This window comes from Clostridium fessum, from assembly GCF_003024715.1.
In the GTDB taxonomy this organism is placed as follows: domain Bacteria; phylum Bacillota; class Clostridia; order Lachnospirales; family Lachnospiraceae; genus Otoolea; species Otoolea fessa.
In genome coordinates, this window is record NZ_PYLO01000002.1 from 406,907 (window position 1) to 423,179 (window position 16,273).

Genomic DNA, 16,273 nt, shown 5'->3' on the forward strand with positions numbered 1-16,273 from the left:
TTCCGTCCATCGTTTTTATCGAAATATGTTCAAATGGTTTTCTTCCAAAATTCTCATCGCATCCCGCACTGCATCCGGGTCGTTATGCAGGTAGGTTTCCAGATCCTCATCGCTCGCCGTCCGGTAATTCAGTCCCAGCTCCCTTGATACCTGTAAATATGCTTTCCGGTACGGCGCTGTCCGGATTTCTGCCCGGGTTGTCCATGCATTTCCAAAGACCGTCAACACGGTAAATGCCAGCATACAGACCTTTAAAGGTGTGCGTACTGCCCGTTTCTCCGGTGCGCGTGTTTTCGCCTTATCTGCCTCTGTTTCCTGCGCCTTTTCCCGGCACATACTCCAGACGAGTGCAAACGTAAGCAGAATTCCTACAATTCCCATCTGATACTGTATCTCGTACCGCGAGGACATCCCGTACTCGTCCTTCAGGAAAATCCACCGCGCCGCCAGCACCAGCAGATGGTTACAGCCGCCGCTGAGAACCAGCAGAAGCGGAAAAATAGTCTTTTTATAAAGCTGAAACCGCACATTCAGATACAGTGCCAGCAGATACGAAACAAACACTGCCAGCCCCAGCAGATACACCAGATGCAGCCGGACAAACCAGGGGCTTCCTGCCTCCAGCTCCTGAATCTGCGCCACGCCGATCACCGACGATGCCACCGCTTTCAGCAGAAACCGCAGGAAAAAGAGCGGCTGGGCGACAAATTCCTGAGCGATTGAAACATCAGTCACTGCTCCACGGTGTACGTAAACTGCCTGTGAACTGCTCCAAAGATATAATACCATCGCAAGAACCGTTGTCAATGCCCCGATGCACCAGGTTCTCCGGCACTTTCGGCTCCAGGAGCGGCTGCTTGTTTCAGCACCCCCGCGCCGATCCGCCAGCCACAGTGCGCCGTATGCCAGCACCAGAATCACCGCATAGCCGCCGCTGTACGGTCCTGCCACCAGCACGACCAGCAGGATCGGCAGAATTGCCAGAAGCACCCGGTCAGACATATTCCGGCACCGGGTCGCCGCTGCATGGTCGAGGACTGCAAAATGGAATAAAAATCCGGAGATCGACAGAGTGCAGACCCAGCCGGTCCCGTTCGTCATCATTTCCCATTTATTCAGGCTGAAATATACAAACTGAATCAACAGGAAGGAAAGATAGCCGACCGAGCGGTTCCGCTCTGCGTAGAGCGCCAGCACCGCCGCGCCCGCACCCAGACTCAAAACACCCAGAATCATGTCAAAATACGTATTATAGCCAAATAGTTTCACATTGATAATGCGCCCCAGATACGTGATCGGAACGCGCGTCAGGATATCCGGTACAAAGAATTTCGCCGGATTTGTCACATCCGGCAGATATGAATTGATCAGCCGGATATAATCCGAATACGCCACATTGTCTGAGGCATGAAATATATACCAGATATAAAATAAAATCCCCAAAATAACCGGAAGCCCTAAAAATACACGGCGTTTCATCCGTCTCTCCTCTTTAAAATGCTCAGCTGGTTCAAGTAAAGTTCAAATAACTGACGGTGTTTCTTCGTGATAACCTCCAGAATCACACCGCTGATCCACAGCAGGAACGAAATCACATAAAGCCCGGAACACGCGATCAGGGTCGGGAACTTCGGCACCATGCCGGTTGCCAGATAGCCGCCAAGCACCGGCGCGAAAAATGCCGTTGCAATCGCAAAACAAATGAGTCCCAGCCATCCAAAGAACGCAAATGGCTTGTAATCCCGGAAGAGTCTCGCGATCGTGCGTAGCACCTTAAATCCATCCGAAAATGTATTTAACTTTGACACACTTCCCTCCGGGCGGTCACGGTATCCAACCGGGATCTCCACCAGCTTAAAGTTCTTGTCCAGCGCATGGATGCTCATCTCCGTCTCAATCTCAAATCCGGTCGAAAGAATCGGGAAGCTCTTGACAAATTCATAGTTAAATGCACGCGCGCCTGTCATGATATCCTTGATATTACTCTTGAAAATCAGGTTGATAAGCCCACGCACCAGACGATTTCCCGTATTGTGGAACGGACGCTTATTTTCGGTAAAATACGTCGAAGAAAGGCGGTCGCCGATGACCATATCCGCTTTTCCCTGTAAAATCTGGTCTGCCAGCTTTCTCGCGTCCTCCGCCGGGTAGGTGTCATCGCCGTCCGTCATGACATAGCACTCCGCGTCAATGTCGCGGAACATGCTGCGGATGACATTTCCCTTGCCCTGCTGGTATTCATAGCGCACAACCGCGCCTGCCTCCCTGGCAATCTCATCCGTGTGATCCGATGAATTATTGTCATATACATAGATCGTTGCCTCCGGCAATGCCTCGCGGTAGTCCTTGACCACCTTGGCAATCGTCTGGCCTTCATTATAACACGGAATTAATACCGCTATCTTGTCCATTTTTCTCCTCCCGTTTTCACTCTTCCACCGTTTTGGCGGACCATTCCGGATTGATCACAACAGCCCGTTTTGTCTCAGCTGTACTTACCAGTTCCAATTTTATCTCTCCCTGAAGCCCTGTCAGATCAAGCTGTACTTCCATCGGTTCATATTCCTTCTGCCCCGCCTGGATCACAGCTGCCGTCCGGCTGTTTGTCCCATCCGAGACGATGATCTCCACTTCAAATGGCTGCTTCATCATCCAGTAGTCCGGATCGCACAGAACCGCCCGGATAGTCGGATGATCGTCCCCGCTGGCATTCTCCCAGCGCCATTCTGGTACTTCTTTTTCCGTTTCCTGTGCATCCATGAACGTCTTCTGCGTGCGGTACCAGCAGTTTTCGCGACCATGCGCCATCTCAAGCCCTGCCAGCGTAAAAGACTGGACACCCTGCAGGATTGTTTCCTGATATTCCATATCATGCACGTACCATCCCGCCTCATTCATCCATTCCAGATAGCCTTCCAACGTCTCAAGCCCCTGCGGTATCATGTCATAGACGCCCTCGCCTGTCTCCATCGCCGCCTCGATTTCATCGATATAGGCGTCTTTCTGCTCCGACAGCTCATTGACGATCGAATACCGGTTCCAGACCGGCACATCTTCGCCCGCAAGCCGCGCATAACTTCCCACATCCGACCAGGTCAGGAAAATGCGGTCAATCTTGGAACGTTCTTCCGGTGTAAACAGCTGATGATCGTGAAATACGTAAGGCAGGTTGCTGCGGATACTCTCACGGCTCACCGCCCGCATCGCCCATTCCCCGCCGTTCCAGACACAGGTATAAGCATCGTAAGCGCGCCCGGCGTAAACAACTATAAACATAATTGCAAATACAACGCCGCCTGTCAGCCTGGGAGAAACGGAAGCCATTCCCTGCAGCGCCAGGAACCCGCAAAGCATTCCGGCAAATAAGATTCCGCCCATAAAATAGCGGCTGTGTCCCGTCGTTGCCGCCCAGAGAATAAAGGATGCGGCATACAGCAGAAATAGGGTTCCCGTCCTGCTGCTAACCCGCTTCCAAATCCAGCAGAGCCCGGCTCCCGCCGCTCCCAGATACATCAGCGCCAGATCCAGGTTGTATTTCGCCGGGATCTCACTCAGGCGGTAATCTGGATGCCGGATCATCGAATATGCCCACAAAAGAAACTCTTTTATATTGCTGGGTCCCCATCTCGGGTCCTTAAAGTCCGTTTCCCCAAAATACGGCGAATGAAACAGGCTGTTATAATAAGGATAAACTGGATTTTTCATCGCTATCCCATTGTAAATCAGGTACACGCTGACGGGAATCACCCCCGTCACCAGACACCCCAGAAACAGCTTCGGTGTCAGATACTTCCGGATTTTCCACAGATACAGGAGCACCAGCGGCACCAGATACACGATATTCGTCATCTTGAGGCAGAACAGGATTCCACCAAACAGGCAGAATAAAACCGCCTCGCGCTCCCGCTTCGCCTCATCCAGCCCGCGCAGAAGCAGAAATACCATTTCCAGCAGAAACGGCAGCGCCAGAAGCTCGACCATGTAGCTACCGCTCTCCTGAATCAACTCCAGGCGGCTGACAATCAGAAATGCCAGTACCGGCGCAAGATGCTTCGACCAGCTGCATTTTCTTTCCAGCCGGTCTGCCTCCATGCTCAGGAACACAGTTACCTGCCGATAAATCACAAGCATCGCCAGTGCGTTTAACATTGTCCCCATCCGAAGCCCAAAAAGCGCCCTGAATGGATAAAACATCCGGTCGCCCAGCCGGAAACCGAACATCTGGAACCGTCCCGGTATCACATGATAATGAAGGTTGTCCACAAATCCGGGTATCTGCGACAGCAGGTGATAGTTCTGCGTATCATAGCTCTGATCCGGGGCAAATCCCTTGACCGAAAAGAACGCCAGGATGAACAAGCTTCCCACTATAAAAAGCGGACTCACTCCCGCATGGTCCCATTCAAATCTTCCGATTGCCACCATGACAGCGCCACATAAAACGAGCGCTGCCGCCCGCGACAAAACCGTTCCCTGTGGTACATGTAAAAGCCATGCCAGAAGATCCAGCACTTCCAGCCACCAGATAAAAAGCGTATAGGCAAGCAGCACTGCAAAGCTGCGGGTACTGACTCTCCATTTCGCCGTTTTGTCTGCCGGCCTGTTTCCAAATAACATACTTTTCCCTTGTAATCATCCAGTTTTCTTCATGAACCTGCTGAATCATTACTTCCTTTCCATGAAACAAAATATATCTTAAAAGAAATATTCTTCCAGCATCAGGCACAGTGCATGGTACACCGGAAGATGCAGCTCCTGAATCTTAAATGTCTCCTGCTCCGGCACGACAATCGCAGTGTCGCTGTACCCACGGATCCGCCCGCCGTCGCGTCCCAGAAGCCCGATAACCTTAAGCCCCTTTGCCTTTGCCGTCACGGCTGCATACAGGACATTTTTTGAATTGCCCGAGGTTGAGATTCCGAGGAACACATCCCCCTCTTTTCCATATCCAAGCACCTGTTCCGCATAAGTCATGCTGCCGTCCACATCATTCATAAATGCGGTGGTCAGTCCTGCATGACCAGTCAGCGCGATCGCCGGAAGTCCCTGCTGCAGCTTTTCGGAAAGTTCCGCTCCCATCTGCGGATCCACCGTTTTCAGTGCCTTTTCTATCTCTTCCGAAACTGGGCGTTTCTTCACAAACCCCTTCATCAGCTCGCCCACGATGTGCTCCGAATCCGCACAGCTTCCGCCATTTCCGGCAATCAGAAGTTTTCCGCCGCGCTCATAGCACTCTTTCAGCGTCTCATACGCAGTGCGAATATCCGCTTTCACCGGTGCAAGAACCGGATAGCGGCTGATCAGCTCGTCTAGGTACTCGTATTCCTTCATGATTTCTATTTCCTCCTGTCAGTTTTTTCGATGTCTATTAAGCTTCTGCATCATAAAATAAATACTCCCGCTCAAACAGTTCCAGATTGTTCTGCGCTTCTTCCTCCGGCACCGCTGTGTCGGATACCCGCGCAAGCATATTTCCATTTTCAAAAAACAGATCGGTCAGGCTGCCTCTGCGGATCAGCTCCCGCAGAAGATCCAGACTCCACTCCCAGCTTCCCGGTCCCAGATAGCCTGCTTCCGCGTAGACATAATCTGTCTTCGCATACGCCATATAGGTTTCAAACGCCTCCGGCGAGTTGACGAGTTCGACGTTGCCCCACGGCGATGTAATATCCTTATACGACTCCACATTGCACGGGAACTGCAAACAGTACGGATGCGTTCCAAATGCGATCACCCGGTTTTCCGGATTCTGCGACACTTCCTGCCAGATCAGCGTATTTCCCTTTTCCTCTATCCGCGCCTGTTCCTGCGCCCGGTGATTGACACGCCCTTTATTCAGAAGATGAATCTCCGAAAATCCAGCCGTCCACGCCCAGCTGCTGATCGCCGTGACAATCAGATTTAATACCAGCAACGGCGCCAGGCACTTCGACGCGAGCGGATAAAAGCCGATTTTCTTAAAATACACCATCGCCCGGCATGCCCCCAGAATCAGCATAGAATACAGAAGCATGAAATAATTTCCGTCGATCTGGTAAAGCATCGACAGGCTGATCAGGCTGACGATCACAAATGGGAAGAAAATTACCAATGCCGCGTTCCAGATATGGGACTGCTCATCTCCCTTTTTGGAGAAAATCCCATAAAGCACCAGCATCACAATCAGCACCGCCATCAGCGAGGTTCCCCACGCCAGAATTACATGCCCCATATCTTCACCCTGCGGCTGCATCAGCATCTGCCAGATGCGCCGCGCCAGCACATGAAGCGTTGATTCCTCCTGATAATTCTGCGGCAGCTCCGAGGTAGCAAATGGGTATTTCATTTTAAAACCAAGCCATGCAAAAATCGAAGTAAACACCGAAGTGACCGGCATTCCCGTGATCTTCATCGTCCGCGCCCAGATACCGGCCAATGCCCCAAACGGCAGGCATAAGGAGCCAATCAGGCGGACCAGATGGTGAAACAGGTCAGCCGCCGCCCCGCGCTCATGAAACCAGAACCACAGAAGGTACAGCCCCATCATGCCAAATACGGCAGTGGAAAAGACCAGGGAGGTCGGCTTCATCGTGAGGGACAGGAAATAGGAACCGGCTGCCCCGGAGAGGAATATCCAATGATTTTCATACACATGAATATACTGAAAGAAACATCCCAGCATAATAAGCTGCAGCAGCCACGTAATCAAATCCGCCTTGGCTGTAAGCGCCATATTCATGATGCCCGGCACCGAAACCGTCAAAACAGCTGCCATAATTCCCGGCAAGACGCTGTGATACGTTAGTTTCTTCTCTGTTCCCGCCTTCCGGCTCTCTGTCTCCTGCTTTCGATTGCCCGTCAGCAGCACCGCATTCCAGACCATCGCCCCAATTCCCAGAACTGCCAGCCAGAGGTTAAAGAACGTCAGGTAGCTGTGGCTTGCCAGATCGCAAAGCGGCAGAGTCAGCACCTCAAAGCCCTTCGAATACACATAAACCATGCCGACCAGCCCCGGATTCTCATACAGCCCGGTTCCGCCTGCCACAATGTACTGGGAACGCACACCATACCAGAGTGTATCAAAGTCGAGTGCGATATTCAGGCGTCCCACCTGAATCAGGAACATCAGGGCACACCAGCCAGCCGCCAGCGTCCATGCCCGGCGCACCCGGCGCGGTATTTCCCGCGATCCCCCGCTGCCAGCCGGTTTGTTACTGTTCACGCATACGTGCCCAGTAACGGAATTTGCCGTGGCTTCGCATTTAAATACGGCAAATTCCTGCTGCCACCACGTTTTCTTACGGCACTTTCGGTTCCAAAAGTGCCTACCTGTGAACAGTAACGCCTGTTTCCCTGCCTCAATCACATGAACCGACACCTTGTCCCTGCCATCCAGCATCCAGGAAAGCGTCTGCCATCCCATGATGCACTGGCAGGAAATCGAGGAAAAATCAAAGCCCAGCGCCGCCACACCCAGAGCATAGACGCTCAGGCGCATCCAGGCGATTTTTCCAACGCCAAGGGCAGAAAGGAGGCAATACACAACGATTGCAAAGGAGGCGCCAAAAAGGAAGTCCATATAAAAAGAAAAATAAGGCCGCTCCCAGACCGTTCCCCTGAAAAACACCTGTTTTCTCAAAAACCGCCCGATCGTCAACAGGCTAATCAGATACACCGCCGACACCACCATCGGCAGAAATACCACATGAATCCAGGAAAACACCAGCACAACCGCCGTCAGCCAGTACATCCGGCTGCGTCCGCGCTTCAAAAGCGCCAGCCCCCCAAAGATCAAGACTGCCAGAATCGCAATCTCCACATACATCCGTTTCGATTCCGTAAAATGAATGTAATCCGCAAAAAAACCATTTCCCGTAAACAGCGTTTTCGCCGGAATCAGAACCGCCGCCACACAGAACAGCACCAGAAAAAGACCAGCCATGCGCACGGCTGCGTCTGGTCGTCCGTTTTGTCTCTGATTCTGCATGTCGATGGTTCCTCTCTTTCTAGTTTATGTACTCCCGGAATCTTTTTGTGAGCCGCATTCTATATACGCCCGCCTAAAATCCCGCGCACCGCATCCAGCAGCGTCTCCGCATACGCATCATAACCGCCCGCCGGACAGCTTCCGTCCTCTTTTATAAGTCCAGCCGCCCTATCTTCCGCGTGTTCTTTTGCCCCATAGCCAGTTCCGACAAGGACTCCGGTCACGCCAAAGTTTTTTCCTGCCTGCGCGTCGATGCGCTTGTCCCCGATCATATAGGAATGCACCTTATCAATGCCCTCCGGCAGATCGCGCTCTGCCATCTCAAACATTCCCGTCTCCGGCTTGCGGCAATGGCATTTTTTCTTATAAAGTCCAATCCCATGCTCCGGGTGGTGCGGGCAATAGTAGAACGCATCTACGTGTGCTCCGTCACGCTCCAGCACCTCATTCATATAATCATGAAGGATTTTTACATCCGCCTCGGTATAGTAACCTCTCGCCACACCCGCCTGGTTGGTAATGACGATCACCTTATATCCAGCCTCGTTCAGGAGACGGATCGCCTCTGCGGCGCCGTCAATCAGCTTCAAATCCTCTTTTCGGTGAAGATAATTGACCTCCAGGTTCATCGTACCGTCACGGTCAAGGAATACTACTTTACAGTTATCTTTACACATGGAATGTATACTCCTTATTCGGCATCTGCACCTGAATGTCGCGGTAGTCCCAGCGGTCCTCATCGCAGATCCAGCTCTGTGCGCCGCGCAGTTCGAAATTCCAATCCATCAGCTGTCCGCCTGCCGCTTCCAGACGGTGCGCCACCTGATGTTTGACGTTGTATGGGCAGTACACAAGAAGGAAGCCGCCGCCGCCAGCACCTAAAAGCTTTCCGCCGAGAGCGCCCGCTTTTTTCGCCTCGTCATAGAGCATATCAATCTGCGGATTTGTGATCTTGCTGCTCATCCGCTTCTTGCTCTCCCAGCCGTAATCCAGGAGGCGGCCGAAATTGTGGAGATTTCCCTTTAAAAGCTCGTCCTTCATCGCATAGGAAAGCGCCTTTACCTCGCACATCGCCTGAAATGCATCCGGTTTCTTATAGTTGCTTACCTGATCCTTGATAATATTCGCAGATACATGGATATTGCCCGTGTAGCATAACAACAGGTTATACTGCAGCTCATTGATAATATCGCGGCGGATGCGGAGCGGGTTTACCACGACGTTATTACGTCCGTGAAATTCAATAAAGTTAAAGCCGCCGAAGGTCGCCGCATACTGATCCTGATATCCGCCGGAAATCCCCAGATCGATCCGCTCCACGCCGTAAGCCAGATCCGCCATCGCATAATTATCCAGCGTAATTCCTTTCCAGCGCGCCATCGCGGTCAGAAGACTTACCATGACGGTCGAGGAGGTTCCAAGTCCCGAACCAGCCGGAGCATCACACTGTAAATAAACCTCGCATCCCTGCTTGATATCCATCGCCCGCAGCGCTGCCGTGACAAGATCCAGCCGTCCATCGCAGACATAATTTTCCTTCGCATTGTATTTGACTGTCATATCAAAATCCAGGGAATGAACCGTGATCTGGTCATCATCCCTCGGAATGATCGAACAATATGCATATTTATTGATGGTACTTCCGATAATGGCACCGCCCTGTTCTACACAGAATGGTTCTACATCCGTACCGCCGCCGCCAAAGCTCACGCGCAGCGGCGCTCTTCCTCTGATTACCATGTAATGTCTCCTTTTCTTACGTCCTCCTGGAACCGGAAATAATCCTCCGGCACACCGATATCAATAAAATAGCCGTCATTTACGATGCCGCCGAGACGTCTTCCCTCCTGCATCCACCTGGGGATGCACTCATTTTCCAGCGAAACTTTTCCCTCCGGAATCTCATCCAGCAGCGCCCGCTTCATCAGGTACACACCGCCGTTGATCGTGCCCGCCCCAGTATTGCCGTTTTTCTCATTAAAAGCGGTCAGCAGCCCGTCGGTCAGGCGCGCCGCCCCATAACGGGAAATATCCGGCACACCGCGCAGAACCAGCGCCATCTCCAGATTTTTTTCCTGCTGGATCCGGCTCAAATCACCGAAATCCATCTGATAAAATGTATCGCCATTCAGGACAAAAAACTGCTCGTCCGTCACATATTTCCCGGCATTCTTGATCGCGCCCGCCGTGCCGAGCAGCTCTTCCTCATACGCATACCGCGCCCGGATGCCAAACCGCGATCCGTCTCCAAAATATTCTTCCACCATGCCGCCCTTATAACCGACGGCAAAAATAATATCATCAATTCCGCTTTTTTTCAGCCCCTGAAGCACATACTCCAGAAACGGCTTACCTTCAACCAGCGCCATCGGTTTCGGACGGTCGCTTACCACACTGCGAAGCCGCGTCCCCAGTCCGCCAGCCAGAATGATTGCCTGCATACTGTATTTCCTTTCTGTCTGTTATTTCCAACTCAATTTTTACTGTTTTGTAACTGTTCAGTTCCTTCACAGTTACGAAAGATCCATTTTTTACTCTTGTCAATCTGTCAAATGCTATTAAGTCCAGTTTAACTTATATATCTTACCACATTTCCCTAGTGATTTCCACTAGATAGGGCGGTTTTATGCTGTTACCACTTTCCCATCGGATTCGCAGCGCTTCCTTGCGGAAATTGCAACAATTTGTTGATTTTTTTGCATGATTCGACAGATTTTTTTATTTGGCAGACACTCCGTTCCGTGCTACAATCTTAGCTATAAATTGGGATTTGGAGGAAATGCTTATGGCACGTGATATGACAAAAGGGAATATAACCGGGCACCTGATTGCCTACGCGGTTCCGCTGGTGTTCGGCAACCTCTTCCAGCAGCTCTACCACACGGTCGATTCGGTAGTCGTCGGACAGTTCTACGGAAAAGAGGCGCTGGCGGCAGTCGGTGCGGCGGGTCCGATCATGAATATTCTGACCTTTCTGATTGTTGGGCTGTCGCTCGGCGCATCAATCCTGATGGCAAGCTATTTTGGTGCGAAAGATTATCAGAATTTAAAGGATGAATTTGCAACCTCGGTGCTCTCCGGGCTGCTTTTAACCATTGTCCTCTCCGGTATTTCACTGGCAGGAAGCCGCCTGTTTATCCGCCTCACCCAGACACCGGAAGAGATATCGTCACAGGCGTCCTTGTATTTGCAGATTATCTCGCTGGGTCTTATTTTTACCTTTTTTTACAATATTTTCTCCGCCGCCCTGCGCGCGATCGGAGATTCCAGAGCGCCGCTCTATGTCCTGATCCTGACGACCGTTGTCAATGTATTCCTGGATGTATTCCTGGTTGGCATCTGCCGCCTCGGTGTTTCCGGTGCGGCAATCGCTACGATCATCTCGCAAGCGGTCTCTGCGCTCGCCCTCTTCGTCTATATCTGGGCGAAAGTGCCCCTCTTACGGCTCGGCATCCGGGATCTGAAACTGAAAACCTCGATGCTCAAAAAAACGATCGATTTCAGCTCCATTTCCGCCGTCCAGCAGACGATTCTCTACGTCGGCCGCCTGCTCGTCCAGTCCGGCGTCAATGCACTCGGCGTCGATGCAGTTGCCGCTTTTAATGCCGTCTCCATCATCGACAGCTATGTGCTCGCCCCGGGCGACAGCCTTGCAGCATCTATCACGACGTTCTCCGCACAGAACCTCGGCGCAAAAGAGTATGAGCGAATTCCGAAAGGGCTTCGGAAAATGCTGGTGATTGCAGAAATTTATATTATTTTGACAGCGGTGGTCGTGCTGTTCTGCCGTCACCCGCTGCTCGGTATTTTCTTAAAACCAAACGAAACGGAGGCGCTGCGTCAGGGCATGTCCTATCTGGTACCGATGGCTGGTTTTTACTTCATCAGTGGTATCACCAATACCTTTCAGGGATATTACCGGGGAATCGGGCACCTGATGATCACCCTGTTCGCGACTCTGGTGCAGATTCCGATCCGCGTTGTGATCAGTTATGCGCTGTTTGGACGGCTGGGAATTCAGGCTGTAGCGATTGGTACGACGATTGGATGGGCTTGTATGGTGGTATTTGAGCTTTTGATGTATCGGAGGTATGGACGGGTGGAAGCGCTGCGGAAGAACGATCGGTAATATAGAGTGCTCTACCCGGTAGTACAGGAAAGAGCCTGCAGCATACCGGCGTAGCTAGCTCTTTCCTTCCTTGGATAACTTTAAATTACCCTTACGCAAGAAAACGATCAGAAGCACATTCCCCTGATCGTTTTCTTTATTATATATAATTTTCTATCTTTTACTATTTTTTATTCAAAATCTTCCTTAATCACATCCCAAGCCGCATCAATACTGAAATGCTCGCGGATATAAACCTGCGTTTTCTCTGCCAGGTCTTCCAGGCGTTTTTCGTCTTTGTAGAGTTCTACGACTGTCTCGGCAAATTCGTCCGGCTGATCCTTGACGAGGAGAACTTTTTCTACATCCGGGATTCCCTCGCTGCCGACGGAGGTGGTGACGATGGGGGCACCGTTATAGATAGCTTCTACCACCTTGCCCTTAACCCCTGCGCCGTAGCGGAGCGGTACCACTACAATCCGGCAGTTCCGGTACAGGTCTGCCAGTTCTTCTTCACTTACAAAGCCTTTGACGATGATGCCATTTCCAGGCTGTTCCAGCGCTTTGATCTCGTCGGTCACTTTGGAACCGACGATGTAGAAGTTGACCTTGATCTGTTCCCGGATCTTCGGGAATACTTCTTTCGCGAACCAGAGCACCGCGTCTGCGTTCGGCGGATGCGCAAAGCCGCCGACAAACAGAAGTCCTTCCCGTTTGGCGAAGTCTTTGTTCAGATTCTGTAAAAACTCCTCATAGACATATGCCGTGATCGCCTTGACCGGAATCGTCTCATCAACGGCGTGGATCGCCTCTTCCTCAACGTAGGACGGATAGTAGGACACCGCCACTTTGTGGAAGAGTGAAAACTCGATCGATTTCCAATATTCGGATTCCTGACGCTTCTTCACATCGCCGGTCAGCTCATACTCGCGGAACTCACGCATAAAATGAAGGTCGTGACCGTAATAAATCATCTTGATATCCGTGTGTTCTTTGATAAAATCCACATATTTTGTCGCGATATGCGGACGGTTCAGATATGCCACGTGGATATCTTTTCCATTTTTCACCAGCCAGTCCCAGATACCGGTCAGGTATTCCTGTCCGTAGAGGACCTCGATTCCCATCTGCTGCAGCGTAGACGTATACGGTTCCTCATGGAGGTAATTATCTCCGATAAATTTAACAACATACCCCTTTTTCAGGAACATTTTCAGGTACTGGAACGTTGTCTTGGAACCGGCGTCTTTGTCAAAGGTCGGCACATAGTGATCGATCACGACAATGATCTTTTTGCCCATGCTGCGCTCGCGTGCGCGGAATGGATTCGGATTGCCGTTGTTGACGCACTGATTCTTGAACTCTTCTTTCCATTTTTCTTTGAGTTTCTCGCTGTTTTCCACCTGATACCGTTTCAGACCGGTTCCGTTGACATCCGTTCCGTTGGAAATGCCTTCGAAATGGATGACCTTGGATTTTGGCTGGTAAACGACGCGGTAGCCCGCTTTCCGCACCTCAAATGCCAGATCCGAATCTTCGCAGTACGCCGGGGCAAACCGCTCGTCGAAACCGCCGATCTGCTTCCAGAGTGCGGTGGATAAAAGGATCGCTGCGCCGGAAATATAGTCTACATCCTTGACGTAGTTATATTCTGCCTTGTCCGGATCGTCGAGGCGGCCGTAATTCCAGCCGGAACCATCGCTCCAGATGATGCCGCCTGCCTCCTGTAAACGTCCATCCGGATATACCAGCTTAGATCCTACCATACCGATGGTGGAGTCAGATTCAATGAGATTTACCAGGGAGCTGAGCCAGCCTTCTGTTACCTGGGTATCGTTGTTTAAAAACATCACATATTTGCCGCGCGCCGCCTTCGCCGCCTGGTTGCAGTTGCGCAAGAATCCCTGATTGGTCTGATTGCGGCAGATCACCAGGTTATCGGCAAACTCCGCCAGATGCTCAGTGGCATCGGTTGAAACGTCATCTGCGATGATAACCTCATAACTCACATCCTTCGTATGCTCCAGAATCGACTGCAGGCACAGATAGGTATAGTGAATCTGGTTGTATACCGGAATTACGATGGAAACCGTCGGATTTTCTTCCTTCGGAAGGTGGATTTTTCCGTAGGTCAGATACTCCTCACCGATCTCAAAATCACCTTTGATAAGGTTCTTTCCTTCCTCTGTGGTGTACATCTTCATCATTTTACCCGGATGGAGAATCGTCCGTTTCCAGTAGCCGAGCTTCTTGCGGCGTACCGTGCCCTTTGGATAGCACCGGTTAAATGCCTGTCCGAGCTTGCGGCGCACCTTGAAAATGACCGCCTCATGACCATTTAAGTAGGTCAGCGTCTTGCCAAGCTCTGCATTTTCATGGCGCAGATCAGAAATGATAACGTCCAGATTCGCCACGTGGTTATTCGTCAGGCGCTGTACCTCCTGCACTTTGCGGAGTGCCGTATCTTTTTCCGAATTTTCTGCCCGGAGCGCATCCAGACGTTCGTTTGCCCTTGCAAGTTCTCCGTCCACATGGGAAAGATCGGCTAATGTCTTCGTCTTTACCATGTAATCTTCCTGGTAAGTGCGCTGGTTTTCCCCGTGCACGTACTCCTGGAAGCCGCGTTCCATCGCCTCGTAAAGCGAAAGCAGCTTCTCATCCGCCTTCACATACTCCGGGAACTGTCCGATAAATTCCCGCTCGGCCTGACCGCCCAACAGACTCTTATAACGGCGGTAGAAATAAACCAGTGTCCTGTATTTCACAAAACCAGCCGGAACCGGGAATAAGAAGACCCACTCATAGTCGATCGCATAAGTTCCGTCCGCCGTCACCAGCATATTTTCAAAAAGGGCGTCAATGTTGGAGGCGCTGTAGCTCTCGTCCGCAAGAACTGCCCCTAAAGAAGCCCATCCGCCGCCATTTTCTGTCTCTTTATCCCGATAGGAATCCAGCTCGCCCAGCGCATTAAATACCTTGATAAATTCCGGTGTCACCGCAAATGGTTTGCGTTCCTCCGGGCGGATGCTGTAGATCTCATCCATCGCAGCCCGGATCGCGGAAACCTCCGCATCCGCGCCCTGGGCAGTCAGAATTTCTCCCAGAAGTTCCGCCCGCGTTTTTCCCTCTAAATACGGAAATACCGCTGTCATTCCCTCGTCCTGAAGCTCCGGTTTTGCCAGTTTCAGGGACGGATTCTGACGGTCAAGCACCTGATATTTTTCTTCGAAGGACTGGATGTGCGCCTTTCCCTCCGGATAGAGCGCCGTCTTCCAGACCTCGCGGGTTCCATTCTTTTCACGGATCTCTGTCCGGATCTGGAAGCGGTCTTCGCGGGTGCGGTTGTATTTCACATAGATAACGTCCTGTGAAGCATTCTCAGCTTCCGGCGCAGCCTGTCTCTGCCAAAAAACCAGAAATGCATTCGCAAATTCCGGGAACCGTCCGTCTTCGCAGGCTGCATCGAGCGCCGCCCCCATATCCATCAGCATATACTGCGGACAGTCATAGACCGGTAACACACCGGTCAGATCGCCTTTTTTCGGCAGATAGGCATCTGAAAAAATCTCTCCCGCCGTCCGGTAATCCGGCATCGGATAGTAAAATTCCCCGCCCGGAAGCAGCTGCTTCATTTCGTTCCAGGAAAGTGCGCCCGTCTCCCGCTCTGCGCCTGCCATGTATTTCACGCCAAACCAGTTGGAAGCCGCCGCAATCAAGGTTCCATGAGCAGAAAGAAGCTGTTTTGCGGCTGTCATCTGCGCCGCGCGTCCAGCCCTATCTGCCGCCGTCAAATCCCCGATCAGCACTACATATCCATATGTCCCGCCGCGCTTTTCCGCTTCCCTCGCATACGTCTCCACATCCGCACAGACATAGCGGATCTTCGCCGCCAGCTCCGGCTCTGTCTTGAAACGACGGCGTACTACCTCCAGATTTTCTTCGGAAACATCCAGCACCGTTACCGATGATAAACGCCTGGCAAGCAGCCCTGTCAGCGCGCCCGCGTCCGCCCCGATCTGCAGCGCCTGCTGTTCTGGGTCAAATTGACACCAGTCCAACAGGTTTTCCCGCAGATCTGCCAGTGCGTACAGATAGGAAAGCTTCTTATTTTCCCGCAGCGCCCGGCGCCGGTCACTGCCGTATTTATCAAACAGAGCGATCAGCTCCTGATTGATTTTTTTCATCTTAATCTCCTTTTA

10 protein-coding genes are annotated in these 16,273 nt (G+C 51.7%); 1 reads left to right on the forward strand and 9 read right to left on the reverse strand.

Features of this window, described 5'->3' with window-relative positions; translation table 11 throughout:
• Positions 1-15: 15 nt before the first annotated feature.
• The 8 genes from C7U56_RS06890 to C7U56_RS06925 all read right to left on the reverse strand — a co-directional run bounded on the left by C7U56_RS06890 (position 16) and on the right by C7U56_RS06925 (position 10,407).
• Positions 16-1,479 (reverse strand): hypothetical protein, encoded by a 1,464-nt coding sequence (locus tag C7U56_RS06890; RefSeq protein ID WP_107000692.1) that lies wholly within the window; start codon positions 1,477-1,479, stop codon positions 16-18.
• The gene (locus tag C7U56_RS06895) at positions 1,476-2,411 is read right to left on the reverse strand and encodes a glycosyltransferase family 2 protein (protein ID WP_107000693.1); all 936 of its coding nucleotides are present in this window, start codon (positions 2,409-2,411) and stop codon (positions 1,476-1,478) included. The genes C7U56_RS06890 and C7U56_RS06895 overlap by 4 nt, the downstream gene beginning before the upstream one ends.
• A 16-nt stretch (positions 2,412-2,427) precedes the next feature.
• Positions 2,428-4,617: a hypothetical protein gene (locus C7U56_RS06900; RefSeq protein WP_107000694.1), complete on the reverse strand. Its 2,190-nt coding sequence runs from the start codon at positions 4,615-4,617 to the stop codon at positions 2,428-2,430.
• Between the two features lie 78 nt (positions 4,618-4,695).
• Positions 4,696-5,331, reverse strand: coding sequence for a D-sedoheptulose-7-phosphate isomerase (locus tag C7U56_RS06905; protein WP_107000695.1), 636 nt, complete (start codon positions 5,329-5,331; stop codon positions 4,696-4,698).
• 37 nt (positions 5,332-5,368) lie between these two features.
• A complete protein-coding gene (locus C7U56_RS06910) occupies positions 5,369-7,966 on the reverse strand; it encodes a potassium transporter KefB (protein WP_107000696.1) in 2,598 nt (865 codons plus the stop codon).
• A gap of 59 nt (positions 7,967-8,025) precedes the next feature.
• Positions 8,026-8,643, reverse strand: a complete 618-nt coding sequence (locus C7U56_RS06915) for a D-glycero-alpha-D-manno-heptose-1,7-bisphosphate 7-phosphatase (protein WP_107000697.1) — start codon at positions 8,641-8,643, stop codon at positions 8,026-8,028.
• On the reverse strand, positions 8,636-9,706 hold the full coding sequence (locus C7U56_RS06920; RefSeq protein WP_107000698.1) for a GHMP family kinase ATP-binding protein: 1,071 nt from the start codon (positions 9,704-9,706) through the stop codon (positions 8,636-8,638). Before C7U56_RS06920 ends, C7U56_RS06915 begins: the two co-directional genes overlap by 8 nt.
• Positions 9,700-10,407 (reverse strand): nucleotidyltransferase family protein, encoded by a 708-nt coding sequence (locus C7U56_RS06925; RefSeq protein ID WP_107000699.1) that lies wholly within the window; start codon positions 10,405-10,407, stop codon positions 9,700-9,702. Before C7U56_RS06925 ends, C7U56_RS06920 begins: the two co-directional genes overlap by 7 nt.
• A 344-nt stretch (positions 10,408-10,751) precedes the next feature.
• Here C7U56_RS06925 and C7U56_RS06930 point away from each other — a divergent pair, with 344 nt between their 5' ends.
• On the forward strand, positions 10,752-12,095 hold the full coding sequence (locus C7U56_RS06930; RefSeq protein ID WP_107000700.1) for an MATE family efflux transporter: 1,344 nt from the start codon (positions 10,752-10,754) through the stop codon (positions 12,093-12,095).
• A gap of 170 nt (positions 12,096-12,265) precedes the next feature.
• Here the strand turns inward: C7U56_RS06930 and C7U56_RS06935 are convergent, their stop codons facing one another.
• The gene (locus tag C7U56_RS06935) at positions 12,266-16,258 is read right to left on the reverse strand and encodes a glycosyltransferase (protein ID WP_107000701.1); all 3,993 of its coding nucleotides are present in this window, start codon (positions 16,256-16,258) and stop codon (positions 12,266-12,268) included.
• Positions 16,259-16,273: the final 15 nt, after the last annotated feature.

Excerpts from the sequence above, each read along its gene's own strand:
- C7U56_RS06890 (WP_107000692.1), bottom strand. The coding sequence starts at position 1,479 with ATGAAACGCCGTGTATTTTTAGGGCTTCCGGTTATTTTGGGGATTTTA.
- C7U56_RS06895 (WP_107000693.1), bottom strand. The coding sequence starts at position 2,411 with ATGGACAAGATAGCGGTATTAATTCCGTGTTATAATGAAGGCCAGACG.
- C7U56_RS06900 (WP_107000694.1), bottom strand. The coding sequence starts at position 4,617 with ATGTTATTTGGAAACAGGCCGGCAGACAAAACGGCGAAATGGAGAGTC.
- C7U56_RS06905 (WP_107000695.1), bottom strand. The coding sequence starts at position 5,331 with ATGAAGGAATACGAGTACCTAGACGAGCTGATCAGCCGCTATCCGGTT.
- C7U56_RS06910 (WP_107000696.1), bottom strand. The coding sequence starts at position 7,966 with ATGCAGAATCAGAGACAAAACGGACGACCAGACGCAGCCGTGCGCATG.
- C7U56_RS06915 (WP_107000697.1), bottom strand. The coding sequence starts at position 8,643 with ATGTGTAAAGATAACTGTAAAGTAGTATTCCTTGACCGTGACGGTACG.
- C7U56_RS06920 (WP_107000698.1), bottom strand. The coding sequence starts at position 9,706 with ATGGTAATCAGAGGAAGAGCGCCGCTGCGCGTGAGCTTTGGCGGCGGC.
- C7U56_RS06925 (WP_107000699.1), bottom strand. The coding sequence starts at position 10,407 with ATGCAGGCAATCATTCTGGCTGGCGGACTGGGGACGCGGCTTCGCAGT.
- C7U56_RS06930 (WP_107000700.1), top strand. The coding sequence starts at position 10,752 with ATGGCACGTGATATGACAAAAGGGAATATAACCGGGCACCTGATTGCC.
- C7U56_RS06935 (WP_107000701.1), bottom strand. The coding sequence starts at position 16,258 with ATGAAAAAAATCAATCAGGAGCTGATCGCTCTGTTTGATAAATACGGC.